Annotated in this window: 20 protein-coding genes; 8 read left to right on the forward strand and 12 right to left on the reverse strand. The window is 69.6% G+C overall.

All coding sequences use genetic code 11. The annotated features are described in order from the left end of the window. Positions 1-46 precede the first annotated feature (46 nt). The 3 genes from OG266_RS21640 to OG266_RS21650 all read right to left on the reverse strand — a co-directional run bounded on the left by OG266_RS21640 (position 47) and on the right by OG266_RS21650 (position 3,933). On the reverse strand, positions 47-1,396 hold the full coding sequence (locus tag OG266_RS21640; protein WP_371547878.1) for a polysaccharide lyase family 1 protein: 1,350 nt from the start codon (positions 1,394-1,396) through the stop codon (positions 47-49). Between the two features lie 179 nt (positions 1,397-1,575). Next, the gene (locus tag OG266_RS21645; RefSeq protein WP_371547879.1) at positions 1,576-2,481 is read right to left on the reverse strand and encodes a hypothetical protein; all 906 of its coding nucleotides are present in this window, start codon (positions 2,479-2,481) and stop codon (positions 1,576-1,578) included. Positions 2,482-2,844: 363 nt separating this feature from the next. Continuing rightward, positions 2,845-3,933 carry a glycosyltransferase gene (locus tag OG266_RS21650; protein ID WP_371547880.1) on the reverse strand — a complete coding sequence of 363 codons (1,089 nt, stop codon included), beginning with the start codon at positions 3,931-3,933 and terminating at the stop codon, positions 2,845-2,847. Between the two features lie 177 nt (positions 3,934-4,110). On the opposite strand from OG266_RS21650, the gene OG266_RS21655 reads away from it, so the two are divergent. Beyond that, positions 4,111-4,824: a peptidylprolyl isomerase gene (locus OG266_RS21655; RefSeq protein ID WP_371547881.1), complete on the forward strand. Its 714-nt coding sequence runs from the start codon at positions 4,111-4,113 to the stop codon at positions 4,822-4,824. 48 nt (positions 4,825-4,872) lie between these two features. Here the strand turns inward: OG266_RS21655 and OG266_RS21660 are convergent, their stop codons facing one another. Together OG266_RS21660 and OG266_RS21665 are read right to left on the reverse strand one after the other, a co-directional pair. After that, positions 4,873-6,345 carry a DUF2079 domain-containing protein gene (locus OG266_RS21660; RefSeq protein WP_371547883.1) on the reverse strand — a complete coding sequence of 491 codons (1,473 nt, stop codon included), beginning with the start codon at positions 6,343-6,345 and terminating at the stop codon, positions 4,873-4,875. A gap of 300 nt (positions 6,346-6,645) precedes the next feature. Next, positions 6,646-7,011, reverse strand: a complete 366-nt coding sequence (locus OG266_RS21665; RefSeq protein WP_326721870.1) for a hypothetical protein — start codon at positions 7,009-7,011, stop codon at positions 6,646-6,648. A gap of 217 nt (positions 7,012-7,228) precedes the next feature. Here OG266_RS21665 and OG266_RS21670 point away from each other — a divergent pair, with 217 nt between their 5' ends. The 3 genes from OG266_RS21670 (at position 7,229) to OG266_RS21680 (ending at position 9,823) form a co-directional block, all read left to right on the forward strand. Then, entirely contained in the window at positions 7,229-8,596 is a 1,368-nt protein-coding gene (locus OG266_RS21670; RefSeq protein ID WP_371547885.1) for a rhodanese-like domain-containing protein, read from the forward strand. Between the two features lie 115 nt (positions 8,597-8,711). Next, positions 8,712-9,071, forward strand: a complete 360-nt coding sequence (locus tag OG266_RS21675) for a rhodanese-like domain-containing protein (protein WP_371552895.1) — start codon at positions 8,712-8,714, stop codon at positions 9,069-9,071. Continuing rightward, positions 9,068-9,823, forward strand: a complete 756-nt coding sequence (locus OG266_RS21680) for a sulfite exporter TauE/SafE family protein (RefSeq protein ID WP_371547887.1) — start codon at positions 9,068-9,070, stop codon at positions 9,821-9,823. The genes OG266_RS21675 and OG266_RS21680 overlap by 4 nt, the downstream gene beginning before the upstream one ends. Before the next feature lie 66 nt (positions 9,824-9,889). On the opposite strand, the gene OG266_RS21685 is transcribed toward OG266_RS21680, so the two are convergent. Further along, entirely contained in the window at positions 9,890-10,168 is a 279-nt protein-coding gene (locus tag OG266_RS21685) for a metal-sensitive transcriptional regulator (protein WP_266458107.1), read from the reverse strand. An 82-nt stretch (positions 10,169-10,250) separates the two neighbouring features. Between OG266_RS21685 and OG266_RS21690 the strand changes: the two genes are divergently transcribed. Continuing rightward, a complete protein-coding gene (locus OG266_RS21690) occupies positions 10,251-10,817 on the forward strand; it encodes a rhodanese-like domain-containing protein (protein ID WP_371547888.1) in 567 nt (188 codons plus the stop codon). Here the strand turns inward: OG266_RS21690 and OG266_RS21695 are convergent. Together OG266_RS21695 and OG266_RS21700 are read right to left on the reverse strand one after the other, a co-directional pair. Next, positions 10,814-10,993 (reverse strand): DUF397 domain-containing protein, encoded by a 180-nt coding sequence (locus OG266_RS21695; protein ID WP_266458113.1) that lies wholly within the window; start codon positions 10,991-10,993, stop codon positions 10,814-10,816. The genes OG266_RS21690 and OG266_RS21695 overlap by 4 nt on opposite strands. A gap of 3 nt (positions 10,994-10,996) precedes the next feature. Next, the gene (locus tag OG266_RS21700) at positions 10,997-11,839 is read right to left on the reverse strand and encodes a helix-turn-helix transcriptional regulator (RefSeq protein WP_266458116.1); all 843 of its coding nucleotides are present in this window, start codon (positions 11,837-11,839) and stop codon (positions 10,997-10,999) included. A 246-nt stretch (positions 11,840-12,085) separates the two neighbouring features. Here OG266_RS21700 and OG266_RS21705 point away from each other — a divergent pair, with 246 nt between their 5' ends. Further along, entirely contained in the window at positions 12,086-12,520 is a 435-nt protein-coding gene (locus tag OG266_RS21705; RefSeq protein ID WP_266458119.1) for an ATP-binding protein, read from the forward strand. Between the two features lie 91 nt (positions 12,521-12,611). On the opposite strand, the gene OG266_RS21710 is transcribed toward OG266_RS21705, so the two are convergent. The 3 genes from OG266_RS21710 to aspS all read right to left on the reverse strand — a co-directional run bounded on the left by OG266_RS21710 (position 12,612) and on the right by aspS (position 16,553). Beyond that, positions 12,612-13,541 carry an intradiol ring-cleavage dioxygenase gene (locus OG266_RS21710; protein ID WP_371547889.1) on the reverse strand — a complete coding sequence of 310 codons (930 nt, stop codon included), beginning with the start codon at positions 13,539-13,541 and terminating at the stop codon, positions 12,612-12,614. 196 nt (positions 13,542-13,737) lie between these two features. After that, complete coding sequence (locus OG266_RS21715) at positions 13,738-14,658, reverse strand: intradiol ring-cleavage dioxygenase (protein WP_371547891.1); 921 nt, start codon at positions 14,656-14,658, stop codon at positions 13,738-13,740. A gap of 131 nt (positions 14,659-14,789) precedes the next feature. Then, the gene (gene aspS, locus OG266_RS21720) at positions 14,790-16,553 is read right to left on the reverse strand and encodes an aspartate--tRNA ligase (RefSeq protein WP_266458126.1); all 1,764 of its coding nucleotides are present in this window, start codon (positions 16,551-16,553) and stop codon (positions 14,790-14,792) included. Between the two features lie 412 nt (positions 16,554-16,965). Here aspS and OG266_RS21725 point away from each other — a divergent pair, with 412 nt between their 5' ends. Next, on the forward strand, positions 16,966-19,140 hold the full coding sequence (locus OG266_RS21725) for a SpoIIE family protein phosphatase (protein WP_371547894.1): 2,175 nt from the start codon (positions 16,966-16,968) through the stop codon (positions 19,138-19,140). Here OG266_RS21725 and OG266_RS21730 read toward each other — a convergent pair. Next, on the reverse strand, positions 19,095-20,156 hold the full coding sequence (locus tag OG266_RS21730) for an AI-2E family transporter (RefSeq protein ID WP_266458133.1): 1,062 nt from the start codon (positions 20,154-20,156) through the stop codon (positions 19,095-19,097). The genes OG266_RS21725 and OG266_RS21730 overlap by 46 nt on opposite strands. Positions 20,157-20,251: 95 nt before the next feature. On the opposite strand from OG266_RS21730, the gene OG266_RS21735 reads away from it, so the two are divergent. Beyond that, the gene (locus OG266_RS21735; RefSeq protein ID WP_371547896.1) at positions 20,252-21,604 is read left to right on the forward strand and encodes a cytochrome P450; all 1,353 of its coding nucleotides are present in this window, start codon (positions 20,252-20,254) and stop codon (positions 21,602-21,604) included. Positions 21,605-21,627 lie beyond the last annotated feature (23 nt).

Raw genomic sequence — 21,627 nt, forward strand, 5'->3', positions numbered from 1 at the left:
AAGGGCGCCCGGGGTCTTCCGACCCCGGGCGCCCTTTTGTGTGGCTCTAGTTGGTGAGGATCCCGGCGCCGGTGGTGGTCGCCAGTTCCGTGGGGAGGTTCTTCGCGGAGGTCTGGAGGCCGGCGGTGAGCGCCGGGGTCCAGTTCACCGTCGTCTTCAGCTTCTTCGAGTTGGCGGCGTTGTACGCGGCGACGAGGTCGGTCGCCGTGCCGTTGACGAGGTTGCCGCCGCCCGCGACCGAGCCGGTGCCGTCGCCGCTGAGAAGCTTCGCGGCCTTGCCGCCGGACGGCAGTTTCCAGTAGTTGTTCTCGGCGACGACCTGGGCCTTGGCGCGGGAGTTGATGCTGTAGAGGGGCGCGTAGCCGTTGAGGGTCGTCGTGTCGAAGTAGTTGTTGTAGATGTGGATCTGGCCGATGCGGGCCAGCGGGGCGCGCTGGACTATGCCCTTCCACACGTTGTGGTGGATCGAGACGCGCAGCTTGCCGGTGCTGTCGGTGTCGCTGCTGCCTATCAGCATGGTCTTGTCGTGACTGGTGAACTGGTTGCGCTCGACGGTCACCAGATCCGAGCCGTTGGTGATGTCGAGGGCGCCGTCGTGGATCTGGTACTCCCGGCCGTAGTACTTGGGGTTGGCGCTGTCGAGGTGCGGCGCGTCGGTGAACGTGTTGTGGTCGGCCCACACATGGGTCGCCCCGCGCAGGGTGACGGAGTCGTAGGCGGAGTTCCAGTTGCCGGTGGAACCGTCCGTCGGGTCCCACTGCGGGAAGCAGTCCTCGGTGGCGGAGAAGGCGAGGTTGCGGATGATGACGTTGTCCACGCTCTTCACCTGCAGACTCCCGCCGGTGATCCCGGCCTTGGTCCCCGGCACGCCCACGATGGTGGTGTTGGCCGGCACCTTGAGGACGACGCTCTTCGCCTGCTTGGCCTGGGCGGCGGCGCGGGCGGACTCCTGCGTGCCCGAGGGCAGCTTGGAGGTGCCGTAGGTGGCCGGGTCGTACGCCTTGAGGTAGGCGGCCAGCGAATAGCCCGTACCGGAGGCGTAGTCGGCGCAGGTCAGCTTCTTGCCGGCGTCGTCCGTGTTGGCGTCGATCGTGCCCTTGACCTGGATGATCTTCGCCGTTGAATTGGTGCTGGATCCCAGCGCCTTCACCAACTGCGCCCGGGTGCTGACGGTGAACACGTGCGCCGAGTCGGCCTGCGAGCCGCCGGTCGTGCCCGACCCTGAGGCCGCCCAGCCGTCCTTGGCGGGCAGCGTCTGGTGGGCCAGGTCGACGGCTCCGGCGTTCGCGTTCATCACGAAGGCGACGGCGCCGAGGCCTGTCGCCGCGACGGCGGCGGAGGCTACGACGATCGTGCGCCGCTTGCGGAGGGACCGGCGGTGGGAGGGGGATGCCACGGATGAGTCCTTTACGTGGTGGTGGGTCACGTGCGGTGTGAAGCTCCGGTGCGGGGCTTCGACTCATCAGTGGGCGCGGGGAGTTGAAAGGTTGCCGTGGGTTTTGGGCGGGCGGTGCCCCGGCTCACCGCGCGCGTACGGATGGGCGCGCGCGGCGAGCCGCGGGTATCAGGAGGGGGTCAGGAGCCGTTCCTGTTCGTCGGAAGTCCGTTCAGGGAACCGATCATGTTCAGGTCGCCCTTGGACTTGATGATGGCGCGGTTCACGGCCGTCGGTGCATCCACCGGGTCCCAGTCCCCGTCCCAGTCGAAGTTGTCGCCGTTCGTGTCGCCCAGCGTCTCCCAGATGTCACCCTCTGTGGTCACGACCTTGATCGAAGAGTCGTTGCCCTGGGCCGCGATAGAGATGCCGCAGACGTTTTCGGGGTAGTCCTCGTTGTCGCTGAGGTCCGTCCACGTGTAGTCGCCCAGCTCCGGCTGGTTGTCCCTGCGCCCGGCGTACGCCACACCGTCGATGAGCAGCGCGCTGAACTCCTCCGAGTCCGAGGGCTCGTAGGTGTCGATGTCAGTACACGGGCCCGTTGCGCCGGTGGCCCCAGTCGCACCCGTGGCACCCGTGGCACCTGTCGCACCCGTCGCACCGTCTGCAGGCCCAGTCGGACCCGTGGCACCGGTCGCACCCGTGGCACCCGTCGCACCCGTCGCACCGTCTGCGGGCCCGGTCGGACCCGTGGCACCGGTCGCGCCCGTGGCACCGGTGGCCCCAGTCGGACCCGTAGGCCCGACCTTGCACTTGTCGTGGTCGCCGCCGGCCGCAGGCTCGACGGACTTCCCCTCCGGCCTGTGCGGCCTGTGCGGCTTCGGCTTCGGCTTCGGCTTCGGCCGCGGCTTCTTGCACGGGTCCCCGGTGGACGGGCTCGACACGGCGGTCTCGGTGGCCGGATCGGTAGTGCGCGCCACGGCGCCCGCGGGGCTCGCGATGCTCGAGAGCACGAGTGCGAGCGAGGCGATGGTGCCCCCGGTCAGCCAGGCGTTCCGTACAGGCAGCGGACCGAATGGGGATCGGTTCCGGTGTTCAGGACTCATGCACTGCTCCTCATGATTTCGGATCGAGTGATGTCCCGGAAGCACGTTCGAGATTCCATTCCGGAAGCGCGTTCGAGCCTCCCTGGGCAACATCGGATCGCAGAAGCAACGCCTTGAGTGCTCGGAGGGGTTATCAACATATCGGCGTACCGGCCACCCCCCGATGGATGCGTGCACGACAGCGAATTCGCAGCCGCGTACCGGCGAGCCGCCGCAAGGCCCGTGACTCCTGTGCCTATGGTCTCCCGCGTCGAATCGCCGGGAGCGGTGTTGCCGTGCGGCCGTCGATCTGCCTGTGCGTGATCGTCAGGAGCGGGTCGAGCGCTTCGAACACTGCCTCGAACCCGTACGCGATCGTCAGGGTCAGGCGTCCACCAGCTCACTCGAGCCCCGCTTGCTCCGGGCGAATTCGAGGTTGCGGGTCACGCGCTCGCGCTGCGCCTCGGGGAGCTTGCCGTCGGCGAGAAGCTGCTCGCAGCAGGCCATGGTCTCCTCGTACTCCCCGGTCCAGTACGCCGCCACCGCCAGTTCGTCGAGAGCGCGCCAGTTGTACCAGTCGAACTCGACGAACAGGATGTCGCTCGGATACGGGATCCGCGCCGCGGCCTTCGCGAAGAGGTGGGCCAGCGGCCAGCGCGGGCCGTTTTCGCGGCAGTAGCGTGCCAGATCGCCGAGTGCTTCGGCGCGTGAGGGCCGGCTCTCGTGGGCGCGGAGATAGCGGTCCATCACCTCGGCGGCGGGCCTTTCGAGACGTGCCGCGAGCCGCGCGGCGTAGAGGTGGGCGCAGAAGACCTCCTCGCCCCATCCGCCCATGGCCGCCCGGCGGTCGTAGGCGGCGAGTGCCTTCTCGGGCTCGCCGGCGTCGCGCCAGCTCTGCGCGAGATAGAAGACGTAGCGGGCATTGTCGGGCTCCTTGACCAGGCCTTCCTCAAGGATCTCCGCGTCGCGCAGGTACTTGTTCCGCTGGCCGTCGCGCAGGCGGGCGCCGCCTCCCACGGAGAGGATGTTGGCGCCCGTGAACGTCCCGCGGCTGTACGGCTCTCCGCATTCGAGGTACTCGTGCAGGACACCGACATAGCGCCAGGGCAGCCGGGTCGAGACCAGGGCGGGGCGCCAGTGGATGATCGGCCCGTCGTGGAGGGCGACCCGGTAGGCGTCGTGGGTCAGCTCCGGCATACGGAACCCCTGCTCCACCTCCATCAGGTCGTCGGCGTCGATGAACAGCAGATAGTCCGCACGGTCGCGGGCGAGGTCGATCGCTTCGCTGCGGCTCCCGTCGAAGCCCTTCCAGGGGCTCTCGTGCAGAGCACCGGGCAGATCCTTGAAGACCTCACGGATGACGTCCTGAGTGCCGTCGCTGGAGCCGGTGTCCAGGATGACCCAGGTATCGATCAGGGGACGGACGGATTCAAGACAGCGGCGAATCACCGGCGCTTCGTCTTTGACGATCATGTTCAGGCATACCGTTGGATTCACAATCCTCATCCAATTCCAGCTCCCCGGCATGAATGGCTGAGGCGCGCCGAGCCGAAACGGGAATGGTGTGTGTCGCTGGCCCTGATCCAAATACGCCTGGATACGCTCTCGGCGTCGTTTCGGCCAACGCAACCCACCACGATCGGGGAATGAATGCCCATCAGGAAATGGTCAGGAAAACTGAGGGCCGGTGCACGGCCCAAGAACCGTGTGGCGGCGGCCGCGACGATGGCTCTCGCCGTCACGGGGGTCGGCTCGGCGCTGACCTGGATGTCGGTCTCCCTGGCCACACAGGATTCCGACTCCAAGCCGCAGGCATCGTGTTCCTACACGCCAACCGAGCGCGGAACCCGCTCCGACCTCCCCGTCTTCGACGCCGAGAAGGCCGCCCGTCCGCTCACGGTCACCTTGGTCACCAACCGGGGAGAGGTCACGCTCAAGGCCCTGACCGGCGACGCGCCCTGCACGACCAACTCGTTCTCCTTCCTGGCCCGCAAGGGGTACTTCGACGGCAGCGAATGCCACCGCGTCACCACTCAGGGGATCTACGTTCTGGAATGCGGAGACACCAAAGGGGACGGCAAAGCCGACCCCGGATACTTCTTCTCCGACGAAAATCTGAACGGAGCGAGCTATCCGGCGGGCACCGTGGCGATGGCCAAGGTGGAACCGGGGAAGAATGGAAGCCAGTTCTTCATCAGTTACGCCGATCCGGACGTCGCCATGTCGCCCCAGTGGACTCCGTTCGCGAAAGTCGTCGACGGAATGGACGTACTGCGGAAGATCGGCGAGACGGGGACGTCGGACGGATCCACCGATGGCAGGCCCCAGCTGCCCGTCATCATCAAGTCGGTGCTCGTGCGGTAGGTCTGGGGCTCGCGTCGGTTCGCGTTGGCTCGCGTCGGCCGGGGGGCGTCAGCCCGAGCGGGTGAGCAGCACGAAGCCGTCCTGTTCCGCCGCGGTGCGGTACCCCTGCGTGAGGGCACGGTCCAGGGAGATCCTCTCCTCCCCGGGACTCAACGGCCATCGCCGCTGCTGCGGCACCTCGGTGTCCACCATGATCCACTCCGGGTCGGGGCGGCTGTCGGCCCAGCCGTAGAGGCTGGCACTCGTGCGGTCGGTGAGCTGGGGCACGAGTTGGTTGGACGCCTGGACCGTCGCGCCGTCGGGGATCCGGTCCATGAGCTTGTGGGCGACGGCGATGCGCGGATCGGCACGCCAGGTCTCCGGCTTCGCCAACTGCCATAGCGGGAACTGCGGAAGGAGCAAGGCCGTGATCGCGGCCGAGCCCACGAGGTAGCGCCGCAGGCTCACTGTGCTCGACTGCCTCCGGATCAGGGCATCGATGAAGGCGGCGAAGACGATCGGCATCAGCACGACCGAGTAGTGGTAGCTGGTGCCCCAGTGGGTCCAGAGCCCGGAGGCGAAGCGCCAGGCCAGGGTCGGCAGCGCGACCCACAACAGCGGGGACCGCAGGGCCAGGAACAGTGTGGGGGCCAGCAGGAACAGCAGAGTCGTGACCTTGGCCTCGGGGGTGATGAGACCGATCGTGGCCTTGTACAGCAGGTCCAACGGCCCGCTTTCGGCGCCGCCTTCTGGACCTGTCAGCCAGTGCGTATACGCGTAGGACCCCTGCGGGTTGAAGGCCGGCAGGATCACCAGCATCGCCAGGGCCGTCCCGACCAGACCGGCCGCGACGGTGGCGATCCCCAGCTTGCGGTCCCCCCGCAGGGCGATGAGGAAGCCGATCACGGCCACGGTGAGGCCGAGGTCCTCCTTGACCAGCAACAAGGGCAGGGCCCAGAACGCCGCGGCACGCAGCCGGTCGCTCCCCAGAGCGGCCAGTGAGCACGCGAGCAGCGGAACGGCGAAGGCCACTTCATGGAAGTCGAAGCCGGCGGCGTTCGCGAGGCCCCAGGACAGGCCGTAGCAAGTGCCGATGACCGCCGCCGCGCCGGAGCCCAGTGCACGACGGGCCCAGAGGGCCAGCGGCAGAACGCTCGCGGCGATCAGCGCCGCCTGCACCACGAGCAGGACCTGCGGCGAGGGCCAGAGCCGGTAGAAGGGGGCGACAAGGGCCAGAACAGGGTGGAAATGGTCCCCCAGAACGGGGTAGTCCGGCCCCTTCACCTCGGACACGGGAAGGTGCCCGTCCGCGTAGGACCGGATGACCTGTTCGAAGATTCCCAGGTCGAAGGCGTTGGACAGCAGCCGTTGATGGATGCGGAGGGACAGCGTCATGTACGTGAAGAACAGCGCCCCCACGAGAACCCAGAGCCACCACGGAATCCCGTCGCGATCCCTGGGGGAATCCCCTGCTCGCGCCTGTTTGTCGGGCTGTGACTGCTGAGGTGGGAGCGTGGCGCTGTCGGCGGGGGATGCCTGCATGACCGGGCCTTTCCAGAAGCGGCTACAGCGTCCGAAGGCCCCTCAAGATGCCAGCATTTTCCTGCACTCGACTCCGAATCATCTCCCGTGTGGGCAGAATCCCTCCGAATAGCCGAACATCTGACCGCGCGAGCATCGATCAGCGCGGGTGACGAATTCGGCTTTCGGTCCGGTGATTGCGAGCCGGGCGAACTCGACGATGAAGCGGGTACGAAGCGGGCGCGATTACGCCCGTTTATGAGGGTCCGCCGCGCAGCGCCTCGCCGCCGGAGTCACCCCAACTGCGCCTCGCTGCCGGAGTCACCCCAACTGCGCCTTGACGTGGTCGATGACCTCGTTGAACTCCTTCGTCGGCGAGAAGTCCACGTACTCGCAGTCCTCGAGCGCTACCGGGACGTGCCCCGGCGCCCAGTAGAAGGCCTGCCCCGCCTCGTAGACCTCGTCCCCCTGCTCGGTCCGCATCTGCAGCCGCCCCTTGAGCAGGTAGCCCCAGTGCGGGCACTGGCAAGCGTCACCGGGCAGCCCCTTGACCGCCGGCGTCATGTCCGTACCCCCGGGAAGCCGCGCGAAGGCGACACTCATGTCTCCCCCGATCTCCTGCGCGCGCAGTTCCACGCCGCCACCTTCGATCGCGACGGGAGTCTCATTCCGCGTGGTCGCCGTCATGACTCCTCCAGGCCGGTTCACGGCGGGGTCCCGACGATCTCCGCCTCTCTCCAGTCTGGCCCCGGCCTCCGCGGCGTGCGAGGGGTGGCGGTGAGGGCGTACGGGCGATGCGGGTCCGGAGAGATCCACAGTCCCCAAAATACCCCCCGGGGTATGGGTGCTACAGTGAAAACAAGATACCCCCCGGGGTACACCGATCCGAGAAAGGGGCCCATCCGTGTTCTTCGTGGACATCCTGGAGACCGAGGGTCTGGGCAACCGCAGCTACCTGGCCGGCGGCCGCGAGACAGCCGTCGTCGTCGATCCGCCGCGGGATGCGGAGCGGGTGGTGGCGGCCGCGGCCGCGCGGGGGGTGCGGATCGCCTACGTGGCGGAGACCCACATACACAACGACTACGTCTCCGGCGGCCTGGAGCTCGCCCGGCTGACCGGCGCCACCTACCTGGTGCCCGCCGCCGCCCGCGTGTCCTTCGCCCGCACGCCCATCGCCGACGGCGAGACCGTCACCGTCGATGCCGGACTGACCCTGCGAGCGCTGGCCACCCCGGGGCACACCCCGCACCACACCTCCTACGTGCTCGTCGAGGACGGGCAGGAGGTCGCGGCGTTCACCGGCGGGTCCCTGCTGATCGGCAGCGTGGGCCGTCCCGACCTGGTCGAGCCGCGGCTGACCGAACAGCTGGCCCGCGCCCAGCACGCCTCCGCACACCGGCTGGCCGCGGAGCTCGACGACGCCGTACGTGTGCTGCCCACACACGGGTTCGGCAGCTTCTGCTCCTCCTCGCAGGCCGAGGGCGACGCCGGCACCATCGGCCAGGAGCACAGGACCAATGACGCGCTGACCAGGGACGTGGACACGTTCGTGGCACAGCTGCTGGCCGGTCTCGACGACGTACCGGCCTACTACGCCCACATGGGCCCGGTCAACGCCGCCGGGCCCGCGCCGGTGGACCTGACGCCGCCGGAGGCCGCCGACGGCCGGGAGATCGCCGAGCGCCTCGCCGCCGGGGAATGGGTCGTCGACCTGCGCGCCCGCACCGCCTTCTCCGAAGGGCACGTGTCGGGCACCTTCAACTTCGAGGCCGAGGGCAAGCTCGCCACCTACCTGGCCTGGCTCATCCCGTGGGGCAAACCCGTCACCCTCCTCGCCGAAGACGCCGCCCAACTCGCCTACGCACAGCGGGAGCTGTCCCGGATCGGCATCGACCGGCCCGCGGCCGCCGCGACCGGCGACCCCAGCGCCTGGCTGCGCGCGGGCGACACCTTGCGGTCCTTCCCGCGCGCCGACTTCGCCGCTCTTGAGAAGGCCCGGGAACGCGGCGAGAAGGTGGTCGTGCTGGACGTGCGCCGCAACTCCGAACGCGCCGGCGGCCATGTGAAGGGGTCGGTGCACATCCCCGTCCACGAGCTGCACGACCGCGCCGGGGAGGTCCCGGCGGGGACGGTGTGGGTGCACTGCGCCGGCGGGATGCGCGCGGCGATCGCCGCGTCGCTGCTCGACGCGGCGGGGCGGCAAGTGGTCGCCGTCGACGACGGATTCGCCGCGGCCGAACAGGCCGGGCTGACCGTCACCGGGGGCGGCTGAGCCCGCCGTACAGCCGCGCCGTACGGCCAGCCCTACAGCCGCCCCGTACAGCCAGTCCTACGGCCGCGCCGTGCAGCCAGCCCTACAGCCCGTCGTACACAAGGAGATCCCGACGATGTTCCTCTTCCGCCGCGGCCTGCGCCGCCTCACCCCCGGCCAGGCTCGTGAGCGCACCGACAACGGAGAGGCGTTGCTGCTGGACGTCCGCGAAATACCGGAGTGGAAGGCCGGGCACGCGCCCGGTGCCTGCCACCTGCCGCTGTCCCTCCTGCTCACCGGCACCGCGCTGCCGCCCGAGGCGGTCGGCAGACCCGTGGTGGCGATCTGCCGCCCCGGTCAGCGCTCGCAGCGGGCGGCGAAACATCTCGCCGCACAGGGCATCGACGCAAGTGACGTCAGGGGCGGCATGACCGCTTGGGCGAAGGCGGGCCTGCCGGTCGTCGACGAACGCGGCAAGGGCGGCTCGACAGCGTGAGCGTACTGATCCTGGCCCTCGTGGCGGGGGCCGTGGTCGGTCTGGCACTCGGCGCGCTGGGCGGCGGCGGCAGCGTCCTCGCGGTGCCCGCCCTGATCTACCTGCTCGGCTTCTCGCCGGCCGCGGCCACCACCGCGAGCCTCATCATCGTCACCGCCACCTCCGCCACCGCCCTCTACGCCCACGCCGTCGCCGGGCACGTCCGCTGGAAGGCCGGGGCCGCGTTCGCCGCCGCCGGGATCGTCCCCGCGGCGATGGCCGGGGCCGTCGCCGCCCGGCTGCCGCAGTCCGTCCTGACCGCCGCGTTCGCCGGTATCGCGGCCCTCGCCGCGATCAGGATGCTGGGCCCCGCACCATCGGCCACCGCCACCGCCACCCGGCAGGCGCGGCCGGTGAAGGCCGCAGGCACGGGGGCGGGGCTGGGTGCGCTGACCGGTCTGCTGGGCGTCGGCGGAGGGTTCCTCGCCGTGCCCGCCCTGGTCACCGTCCTGGCTTTCGAGATGCAGGCGGCGATCGGCACCAGCCTGCTGGTCATCACCACCAACTCGCTGGCTTCCCTGCTGAGCCGCTCCGGCGGCGCGGCCGGCATCGACTGGGCGGTCATGGCGCCGTTCACCGGCGCGGCGATCCTGGGCGCCTGGGACGGCAAACGCCTCGCGGCCAAGGTCTCCGGACCGCTGCTGCAACGCCTGTTCGCGGCCGTGTTGCTGGCGGTGGCCGCGTTCATGCTCATCGACGTCTTCTTCGTATGACCGGCGCCGTTCAGGCCGGTTCGCAGGGAAGGCGCCGTACGCCGGTCTCCGTACGACCGGCGTCGTTCAGGCCAGGGAGAGGAACAGCTTCTCCAGCCGGGCCCGCATCTGGTCCCGGTCACCGGCCTCCTGCCCGCCGTCGGCCATGCAGTGCTGGAGTCCGGTCGCGATGATCGCGAACCCCGCACGGTCCAGGGCGCGGGAGACCGCGGCGAGCTGCGTGATCACGTCCTCGCAGTCGCGGCCGTCCTCGATCATCTTGATGATCCCGGCGATCTGCCCCTGGGCCCGCCGCAGCCGGTTCAAGACCGACTTCAACTCATCGGCCGCCATCTGAAGCTCCACGCTTCCACCTCCACAGATACCCCTATGGGTATCCTACCGGGTTCGGGCATCCGTCCCCGGAAGCCTGAAAGGACAACCCGGCATGACCACTCCGACCGCCCTGCTCCCCGCCCAGGCCGTCGCCCGCCTGGCCCAGTACACCGTCATCGACGTGCGCACCCCCGGCGAATACGCCGGAGGCCACGTCCCCGGCGCCCACAACATCCCCCTCGACCACCTGCCTGCCGCGCTGCCCGCCCTCAAGGACGCAGCCGCCCGCGGCGACCTCCTCATCGTCTGCGCCTCCGGCAACCGCTCCGCCACCGCCTGCCGGGAACTCGCCGAAGCGGACATCCCCGCCGCCACGCTCACCGGCGGCACGACCGCCTGGGCGCAGCAGGGCCATGCCCTCCACCGCCCCGAGGGCACGCGCGCCGTCTGGCCCATGGAGCGCCAGGTCCGCCTGGCCGCCGGCTCCCTCGTGGTCCTCGGCCTCGCCGCCGGCACCCACTACCGCCCCGCCCGCTGGCTCTCCGCCGCCATCGGCGCCGGCCTGGTCTTCTCCGCCACCACGAACACGTGCGGCATGGCCGCCGCGCTCGCCAAACTCCCCCACAACCAGCCCAGTCGGGCCGATCTCGCCACCACCCTGAAGGCTCTGCGGAACTAGCAGGGGTCGGCGTCGAGGTGCCGGAGGAGGGCGGTCACGCCGGTGCGGCTGAGGGGGAGTATTCGGTCGGGGTCGTCGCTTTCCCGGAGCAGCAACTTCCCGTCCTTTGCGGCGAGTTCCACGCAGTTACTTCCATCGGTGCCGCTGGAGAAGGTCGACTTCTGCCACTGAGTCACGTCCTACAGCTCCTTCGCCAGACGGTGGATGTAGTCCCGCGAACGGGTGGGTTCAAGGGACACTGCCTCCACCCTACGAAAGAGCGTTCGCATGGAACGCAGTCGTGCCGCCGCGTCCATGAACGCCGAGCCCTCTGGGGTGTCTCGCTGTGCGGTGTCCAGTGCGGGAACCCTGCCGCCCGCGTACAACAGCTCCGCACTGGCCCCCGCAAAGCCGTCCACGTCGAAGGGAATCACCCGCACAGTGACGCTGGGAGACTCCGACTGCTCCAGGATCGCGGTGAGTTGGCCTCGCGCCGCGCGACGGTCGGCAACCCTCGTACGCAGCACGGGCTCATGCAGCACGACCGTGTACGGGGTCGCCGCGAGGACCACCTTGCGCCGCATACGGTGCTCAACTCGCGGCGCCAACTCGCTCTCCGGAAGCTCCGGACGCCAGTACTCGATGACGGCGCGCGCGTAGTCCTCGGTCTGGAGCAGCCCCGGGACGTGCGCGGTCGAAATCTCCTCGATGAACGTCGCGTGATGCTCCAACTCCGCGAGGTCCAGGAACACGGGCGGCAGCACACTCCGGTACTGCTCCCACCACCCGCGCGTACGCTCCATCGCCATTGCGACCAGCGCGTCGACCAACGCTTCGTCCGCACAGGAGTAGTGAGCCGCGAGCCTGCGTACCCGCTCCTCGCTGACCCCCGCGATCCCCGCCTCCATCTGGCTCATCTGGGCCGAGGTCGATCCCAGGAAGCCGGCCACCTCCCTGGCCGTCATGCCGGCGGCGTCCCGCAGTCGACGCAACTCGGTGCCGAGGCGGACCTGGCGCGCGGTCGGCTGACTCCTCGGTGGCATGCGTATCTCTTCCTCTCAACAGGCCGTGCGTGCAGCCATGTTGGCATCCCTCATCCGGGGTCAGATTACGCGAGCGGCTTGCCGAGGCAGAAATTAATGCCCTACCGTCAGTGACGCGACGCACACGCTGCGAACCCGGGACCACCGGAAGCGCACCGCCCCGTCACGCCATGACGACGGCGACACTGCCACCGCCCGAACGACCGCCGCGTACTCCAACTCACTGACCACGAACCGGAGTTCCGCATGCCCGAAACCCCAGCCGCAGCACCCTCCCCGACCCCCTGGGAGTACACCCTCTACATCCCCAACGACCCCCGAGCCGTCACCATCTGCCGCCGCACCCTCCGTCTGATCCTCGCCGCCCACGGCCTCCCCCACCTCACGGCAGCCGCCGAACTGGTGGCGACCGAGCTGGTCACCAACGCCGTACAGCACACGAAGGGCCCCGCCGCCATACGGCTGCGCGCGGAGGGCGGCACCCTGCGGATCGGCATCTGGGACGCGGACCCCACCCCGCCGCGCCTCTCCCGACACACCGCCCCGGACGCCGAAACGGGCCGCGGCCTCGCCCTCGTCCACAGCTGCGCGGACACCTGGGGATGGGTCCAGCAGCGGGACACCTGGAACATCGCCGGCACCGGCAAGTACATCTGGTGCGAACTGACTTCGGCGGCGTGAACGTTCCTCCGGCCACCCGGACCGACTCGACACGGCAGCCCAAAGGGCCCGGAACCAGTGGAGTTCCGGACCCTTCACGTACCTACACGAGTCAGCTGGCCGACGCCGAAGCCGTCGTGCTCGGCACCGTGTCCGTGCTGTCGTGGGTCTCGTCAGGGGCGACGCCCATCGTCAGTGAGGCGATGACGCCCTTGGCTATGTCGTTCTTCTTGTACTTGAGCTTCAGCAGCCCGCCCTCGGTGCCGTTGTCCGGGTAGATCGTGTCCTCGTCGAGCGTGGTGCGGGTGGTGGTGTTGGTGGAGTACGGGGACACCTCCGCCGAGGCCAGGACGGACTCCTCGGAGAAGAAGAGCTGGCCGGTGTGGCAGGTGTGGCCGCCCTCGTAGCCCGCGTCGGTCCAGGTGCCGTCCACGTGGACCTTCACGTGGATGTGGACGCAGCGGCCCTGGTACCAGCCCGGGAAGACCGTCTTGAAGGTGACGAATCCGTGCTTGTCGGTCTTCCAGGTGCCGCGCAGGTAGCGCTCGTCGTCGGTGGGCTCGGAGTGGCCGCCGCCCGTGCCGCCGGAGGGCGCGCCGGACGGGGGCTCACCGGTCGGAGTGCCGGAAGCCCCGTCCGTCGGGGTACCGGAAGGCGCGTCCGTCGGTGCGCCGCCACCGCCGCCACCGCTGCTCATCGCCTCGTAGCCGGAGTACACGCCCATCGCCGTGCAGTGCCAGATGTCGACCGCCGCGTTCTTCACGGGCTTACAGGTGTCAGCGTCGATCACCTTGAGCTTGAGGGTCATCGGAATGCCCTCCTGGTCCTCGGTGATGTCCCGCCTGATCTTGTCCGCGTCGATGTAGTACGGGCCCTCGGTGGTCTCCGAGGTGAGCGTGTAACACGCCTCCGCGGAGCTGGAGGAGGCGCTCGGAGTCGCACTCTTCACCTGGCCCGCGTTCGCTGTCGCGGCGATCCCGCCGCCCACGCCCACCGCGGCCACCGCCGCGCCACCCGCCACGACGACCTTGCGTCGCGTCATATTCCGTTTGTGTGCCGGTCCCTGGGTCTCAGTCATGGCCCGGACGCTAGGTAAGACGCCTGTCAATACCGTGGGAAATCACTGTGGCTTTCCATGAGAGAGCTGAAGGGGCCCGAAATGTACGGCACTTTCGCGCCCCTTCTGATAATGGAATTAGGCAAGGCTTCCCTTACTTAATTCGCTCCACTTCTTGCCCTTACTCCGCGCTGTCGTGCGTCTCCTCCGGAGCCACCCCCATCGTCAAGTGGGCGTGAACCCCCCGGGCGATGCGCCGTTTGTCGTACTTGAGGTGGAGCAGGCCGCCCTCGGCGCCGTTGTCCGGGTAGATCGTGTCCTCGTCGAGGGTCGTGCGGGTGGCGGTGTTCGTCGAGTACGGCTCGACCTCGGCGGAGGCCAGGACCGACTCCTCGTCGAAGAACAGCTGGCCCGTGTGGCAGGTGTGGCCGCCCTCGTACCCCGCGTCCGTCCAGGTGCCGTCCACGTGGACCTTCACATGGATGTGCACGCAGCGGCCCCGGTACCAGCCCGGGAAGACCGTCCTGAAGGTGACGAACCCGTGCCGGTCCGTCCGCCAGGTGCCGCGCAGATAGCGCTCGTCGTCGGTCGGCTCCTGGTGGCCGCCCGGACCGCCGGGACCGCCCGTCGGGGGCGGGCCGGTGGGAGCGTCGGTGGGCGGGGTGCCGCCGCCACCGCCACCGCCGTTGCCCATGTCCTCGTAGCCCGAGTAGATGCCCAGCGCCGAGCAGTGCCAGATGTCGACGGCGGCGTTCCGTACCGGTCTGCAGGTCTCGGCGTCGATCACCTTGAGCCGGAGGGTGAGGGGGATGCCCTCCTCGTCCTCGGTGACGTCCCGGCGGAGCTTGTCCGCGTCGATGTAGTACGGGCCCTCGGTGGTCTCCGTGGTCAGGAGGTAGCAGGCCTCCGGGGTGCCGGACGGGTCGGCGGAGTCCTTGGGCAGGGGACGGGCGGCGGTCGAGTCGCCCGCGAAGGCGTTCGCGCCCAGGCCGGCCGCCAGACCCGCGGCCGCGACCGTCGCACCGCCGGCGACGACGACCCGACGGCGCGTCAATTCCCGTTCTGCTGCTGTCTGTTGGGGGTGTTGGGGGGTCTCAGTCATGGCCGTGAAGATTATGAAGTGAACCTGTCAAAAGGCTGTGATTCACGGGGTTTCCTGAGCACCACATAAGAATGGCTCGGAATCGACACCGATTCCGAGCCATTCAAACGTGCCGGGACGCGGCCGAGGGTCTACTTCGGCTGCGGCTTCCGCACCGAAATGTGCAGCTCACGCAGGCGGGTCTCGTCCAGCTCCGTCGGCGCGCCCATCATCAGGTCCTGCGCGTTGCCGTTGAGCGGGAACGCGATCGTCTCGCGGATGTTCGGCTCGTCGGCGAGAAGCATGACGATGCGGTCGACGCCGGGCGCGATGCCGCCGTGCGGCGGGGCGCCGAAGCGGAACGCACGGAGCATGCCGGCGAACTGCTCCTCGACGGTGTCACGGTCGTAGCCCGCGAGCTCGAAGGCCTTGAGCATGATGTCGGGCTCGTGGTTCCGGATCGCGCCGGAGGACAGCTCGACGCCGTTGCAGACGATGTCGTACTGCCAGCCCAGGATGTCCAGCGGGTCCTGGGTCTCCAGGGCCTCCAGACCGCCCTGCGGCATCGAGAAGGGGTTGTGCGAGAAGTCCAGCTTGCCGGTCTCCTCGTCCTTCTCGTACATCGGGAAGTCGACGATCCAGCAGAACCGGAAGACGCCCTCCTCGAAGTGGCCCGCGCGCTTGGCGGCCTCGACCCGCACCGCGCCCATGATCTTCGAGACCTCGTCGAACTCGCCGGCGCCGAAGAAGACCGCGTGGCCGGCGGCCAGCGACAGGCGCTTGGTCAGCTCGGCGACGTTCTCCTCGGTCAGGAACTTCGCGATCGGGCCGGTCAGCGAGCCGTCCTCGGTCACCCGCACCCAGGCCAGGCCCTTCGCACCCTGCTCGACCGCGTAGTCACCGAGGCCGTCGAAGAACTTCCTCGACTGGCCGGCGACATCCGGCACCGGCAGCGCGCGCACGTGCTTGCCGGCGAAGGCCTTGAACTCCGAGCCCGCGAACACATCGGTGATGTCCACCAGCTCCAGCTGGGCCCGCAGGTCCGGCTTGTCGGAGCCGTACTTCAGCATCGACTCGCGGAACGGGATGCGCGGGAAGGGGGAGGTGACATGGCGGCCGCCGCCGAACTCCTCGAAGAGCTCCGTCATGAGCTTCTCGATCGGCTGGAAGACGTCCTCCTGCTCGACGAAGGACATCTCCACGTCGAGCTGGTAGAACTCGCCCGGCGAACGGTCCGCACGCGCGTCCTCGTCGCGGAAGCAGGGCGCGATCTGGAAGTAGCGGTCGAAGCCGGAGATCATCAGCAGCTGCTTGAACTGCTGCGGCGCCTGCGGGAGCGCGTAGAACTTGCCCGGGTTCAAACGGGACGGGACAACGAAGTCACGCGCGCCCTCGGGGGAGGTCGCGGACAGGATCGGCGTCGCCATCTCGTTGAAGCCCAGCGCCGTCATCTTGTGACGGATCGCGGAGATCACGGCCGTACGCAGCAGGATGTTGCGGTGCATGCGCTCACGGCGCAGGTCCAGGAAGCGGTACTCGAGGCGCCGCTCCTCGTTGACCCCGTCCTCGGCGTTGATCGTGAACGGGAGCGGGGCGGCGGCGCCGAGCAGCTCGACCTCGCTCACCTCGACCTCGATCTCGCCGGTCGGCAGATCCGGGTTCACGTTCTCCGTGCCGCGAGAGACGGCCTTGCCGTCGACGCGGACCGTCGACTCCTTGGAGATCTTGTCGAGGGCCTCGTAGGCGGGCGTGCCGGGGCGGGCGACGAGCTGCGTGATGCCGTAGTGATCGCGCAGATCGATGAAGAGGATGCCGCCCAGGTCGCGCCGATTGTGCAGCCAGCCACTCAGCCGGACGTCGCTGCCGACGTCAGAGGAGCGGAGCTCGCCGCAGGTGTGGGACCTGTACCGATGCATCGTCGTGTCATCCAGTCTTCGCGGATCGGGGTCTGTTTCACGTGAAACAGCCGGGCCGGGGCCCGGACCCCACAAGGGTACCGGCCACGCCAAGATCACTCCGCCCGATAACCCCGCCGGGGTCCAGGTGGAGGCAGCCCCGCCATGGTCAGGATCTGTCCGGCCGATCACGGTGGAGGAAAGCAGCGGTGCCCTGGTGGTGCCGGTGAGCGGGGTGTGGTGCGTGCAGCTGCAAGGCGGAGGAGGGAGTCGACGCGATGGGGGTCCCCCCGCTCGAGCGAAGCCGAGAGTGGGGGAGTCGGTGACCGACGACAACGCGGCAGATGTGCGCACCACACCCCGCGTCTCCGCCGTGGTCGGCCGGACAGGTCCTGGGTGGCAGGCATGGATCACCTCTCCCTACAGTGGGTCAATGCGCACTGGTGAGCCCCTGCCCGCCGTGGGGGACGTCCTGGCCGCCCTCGCGACCGGCCTGTGGCGCTGGGACAACGCCGAGGGGCAGGTCACGTTCGACGCCGAGGCCGCCCGGCTCATCGGGCTGCCCGCGGAGCAGGTGACGCTCACGGAAGCCGGTGCGCGCTCCCGCTTCCACCCCGTCGACTGGAACGAGGTCTACGGAGTCGTCCAGCTCGCCCTGGTCGAGGACACCCTCGCCGAGGTCCGGATGCGGGTCATGGACGTGCAGGGCCGGGTGATCCGTACCGTGCGCAGCCGCTCCAAGCCGGTCGTCGACCCGAAGAGCGGGGAGTTCGAGCTGATCGGCACCCTTCAGGAGGTCACCGAACCCACGCCGGCCACCGTCGCGCGCACACCGATCACGGGTGACTGGCGGCGCTCGCGCGAGGCGTTCCTGCTGGACGCGGGGCGTGCGCTGGCCGAGGCGCGGTCCACGGCGGAGGTGCTGCGGGTCGCGGCGGGCCTGTCGATGCCGGGGTTCTCGCCCGACGGGCTCGCGGTCTTCGGCGCCGAGGGCGACCGGCTGACGGTCATCGGGCACCACGGGCACCAGCCGGGGGACGAGGGACCCTTCTCCCACATGTCGCTGGCCACGGACTATCCGGCCGCGGAAGTCGTACGAACCGGCCGCGCCGTCTACATCTCATCCCCGGAGGAGTACAAGGAGCGCTATCCCGTCTCCTGGCCGCTGGCCCAGCACTTCGGCCGGCAGTCGTGGGCGTTCCTGCCGCTCACCGTCGCGGGCAGCACGATGGGCGCGTGGATGGCGGCCTTCGCGTACCCCGTCACCTTCACGCCCGACGAACGGGCGGTCCTGACGACCGTGGCCCGCATGCTCGCCCAGGCGCTCTCCCGCGCCGGCGCCGCCGAGACCCAGCGGGAGCTGACCGACGGCCTCCAGCGCTCGATGATGCCCACGCTGGGCCCCCAGATGCCGGGCATGACCGTCGCCGCGCGCTACGTCCCCACCGGCGGCGGGCTCCAGGTCGGCGGCGACTGGTACGACATGATCCCGCTCCCGACCGGCCGCTTCGCCCTCGTCATCGGCGACGTCCAGGGCCATGACGTCCGCGCGGCCGGCCTGATGGGCCAGCTCCGGATCGCCCTGCGCGCGTACGCCGCCGAGGGCCACCGCCCGGACGCGGTGCTCTCACGGGCCTCGCGCTTCCTGTACGGGGTCACGGACTCGGTGACGTACGGCTCCAGCGGCAGCAGTGACAGCGAGGGCGACGCCGGGGACATGCGCTTCGCGACCTGCCTCTACGTGGAGGTCGACCCGGCGACCGGGACGCTGGACATCGCCCGCGCCGGGCACCCGGACCCCGCGATACGCATGGCGGACGGGACCGTGCTGACCCGCCCGGTCGCGGGCGGACTGCCGCTCGGCATCGACCCGGACGCCGACTATCCGACGACCCGGCTCGTACTGGAGCCCGGCGAGACCATGCTGATCTGCACCGACGGGCTGATCGAGACCGGCGGCCACGACCTCGACACCGGCTGGCGGCGTATCCGCCGGACCCTCGAATCCCACAACGGCGACATGGAGTCCCTCGCGGACGCCCTGGTCCAGGCCGTGCACGGGCCCTCCTCGCACCACACCCCCGGCCCGCTGGTGGACCGGCGTGAGGACGACATAGCGGTGCTGCTGCTGTGCCGGCTGGGGCCGGGGTGCGGCTGCGGCGACACGGTCACGGACGTACGGCCCCTCGCGCGCCGCACCGTGCTGACCGTGGCGCAGGCAGAGCCCGAGGGCATCGCGGCCGCCCGCCAGCAGGTGCGGGAACTCCTCCACGACTGGGCCTCCGAGGACCAGCTCGACTCCGCCGTCCTCCTCGTCTCCGAGATGATGACGAACGTCCTCGTGCACACGGACGCCGACGCCCTCCTCGTCGCCGAGGTGGCCGGCGACAGCGGCAAGCGCCGGATGCGGGTGGAGGTCACCGACGCCAGCGACGACCTGCCGCACAAGAGACACCCCGGCGAACTGGCGTCCTCCGGACGTGGACTGGTGCTCGTGGAACTCCTCGCGGACCTGTGGGGGGTGGACCCGCGGGGGGAGGGGAAGAGCATCTGGTTCGAGTTCTACGAGCCGTCTGCAGAGGATTCGACAGCGGAGTCCGGGGAGTAGCGCGTACGAAGTTCGGAGAGCACCCCGAACACGGCGGCCGTCAGCGGTACGGCCAGCAGCATGCCCAGAACCCCCGCGACGGACGCCCCCGCGGTGATCGCCAGCATCACCACCGCCGGATGCATCTGCACGGTCCTGCTCTGCACCATCGGCTGCAGCACATGCCCGTCGAGCACCTGCACTGCGACGACGACTCCGAGCGCCCACGTCGCGATGACGGCCCCACGGTCCGCGAGGGCGACCAGCACGGCCACCGCTCCGGAGAGGAACGCGCCGAGATACGGGATGTACGCCCCCACGAAGACCAGCGCTCCCAGGCCCACCGCGCCCGGAACATCGAGGATCAGCAGCCCGACGGTGATGCACGTGGCGTCGATGAGCGCGATGATCGTCGTCCCGCGCATGAAGCCTTCGACGGCCTCGAAGGCACGGCGGGCCATGGCCTCGACCGTGTCGGCGGTGCCGCGCGGGGCGAGCGACCGGAGGGCTCCCGTGGCCCGGTGGGAGTCCCGGAGGAAGAAGAAGACGAGCAGCAGGGCGAGCACGGCCATGGCGATCACCTCGCCGACGACGCTGATCCCGCTGATGACCCCTGAGGCCGCCGTACCGCCGAACTTGGCGAGCAGGTCCTTGGAGTTGGTCGCGATGTCGTCGAGCGAGGTGCCCGCCGCGCCGAAGTGCTCGGCGACCGACTCGGAGGCCTGCTTGAGCGAGGCCACGATCTCGTCACCGGTGCCGACGAGCGCGGCGACGACGATGTACACGGTCCCGCCGACCACCGCCACCACCGCGACACAGGTCAGCCCGGCCGCGACCGACCGGTTCACCCCGGCCTTCACCAGCCGCTGGAACAGCGGCCCCAGCAACGCCGTACCGAGCAGCGCGAGCAGCACCGGCACGACCGCCGTCCTGACCTGGGAGCACAGCTCGATCCCGACCCAGCCGACGGCGGCGGCCAGCAGAATGACGGCACACCAGCCGGCCAGCCGCCGGGCACCTTCGGGAAGTAGCTGCACGCGCCCCAGCTGATCATGCGTCAGGCGGGGCGTCACATGGGGAGGTCCGAAAGGGGGAACGGTGAATTCGCCTGGGCTGCGGGATGATGGGGGCCATGGCGGTCATCACCGAGATACCTGGCCCCAAGGGCCTTCCCGTACTGGGCTCCATACTCGATCTGCGGCGCGACACGCTGGGAACCTTCCTCCGCATACGGCAGGAGTACGGCGACGTCGTCCGCGTCTCCGCCGGCCCGCCCGGACTCCGTACCGTGCTGCACTGCGTCTTCTCCGCGGAAGGCGCACAGCAGATCCTGGCCTCGCAGGCGGCCAACTTCCGCAAGGACAACCAGTTCTACGAGGAGCTGCGGCTCTCCGCCGGCAACGGCCTGCTCACCAGCCAGGACGCCGACTACCTGCGCCAACGCCGCCTGATCCAGCCGATGTTCACCAAGCGCAGAGTGGACGGCTACGCCAACGCGGTGACCCTGGAGGCCACCGCCACCGCCGAGAGCTGGCGCGACACCGCCGAGGTGGACGTCGTACAGGAGATGAACCACCTCGCGCTGCGCACCGTCTCGCGCATCCTCTTCGGCGCCGACGTCGAGGCCGCCGTCGACGTCATCGACCGCAACTTCCCCGTCATCAACAACTACGTGACACAGCGCGGCTTTTCACCCGCCAACCCGCCGCGCAACTGGCCCACCCCGGCCAACCGGCGGGCCGGGGCCGCGACGGGCGAGGTGTACGCGGTCTGCGACCGGATCATCGCCGAGCGCCGCGCCAAGGGCGAGGACGACGGCGACGACCTCCTCTCCCTCCTCTCCAGGGCGGGCAGCGAGCAGGACGGCACCCTGGACCCCGCCGAGATCCGTGACCAGGTCCTGATCTTCCTGCTGGCGGGCCACGAGACGACCGCCACCTCCATGGCCTTCGCCCTCCACCTCCTCGCCCTGCACCCCGAGGAACAGGCAAAGGCCCGCCAGGAGGCCGACGCCCTGCCGCCGGACCGCCCCCTCACGGCCACCGACCTCGACCGACTCCCGTACCTGACAGCGGTGTTGAAGGAGGCCATGCGCCTGTTCCCGGCCGCTCCGGTCATCGGCCGCCGCTCCGTCGAGGCCGCCGAGATCGACGGCCACCTCATCCCCGCCGGTGCCGACGTCCTGATCGCCCCCTGGGTCACCCACCGCCACCCCGGCCTCTGGCCCGACCCGGACCACTTCGACCCCGGCCGCTTCACCCCCGGACAGGAAGCCTCCCGACACCGCTACGCCTGGTTCCCCTTCGGCGGCGGCCCCCGCGCCTGCATCGGCCAGCACTTCTCGATGCTGGAGTCCGTCCTGGCCCTGGCCGTGCTTCTACGGTCGTACGAGCTGGAGGCGGTGGACACCGAGGTCCCCCTCGCCGCCGGAATCACCCTCCAGGCGACGGGGCCGGCGCGGGTGCGGCTCCGGGGGCGCAAGTAGCGTCAACCGGCAATGCGAAAAAG

Source organism: Streptomyces sp. NBC_00554 (genome assembly GCF_041431135.1).
Classification (GTDB): domain Bacteria; phylum Actinomycetota; class Actinomycetes; order Streptomycetales; family Streptomycetaceae; genus Streptomyces.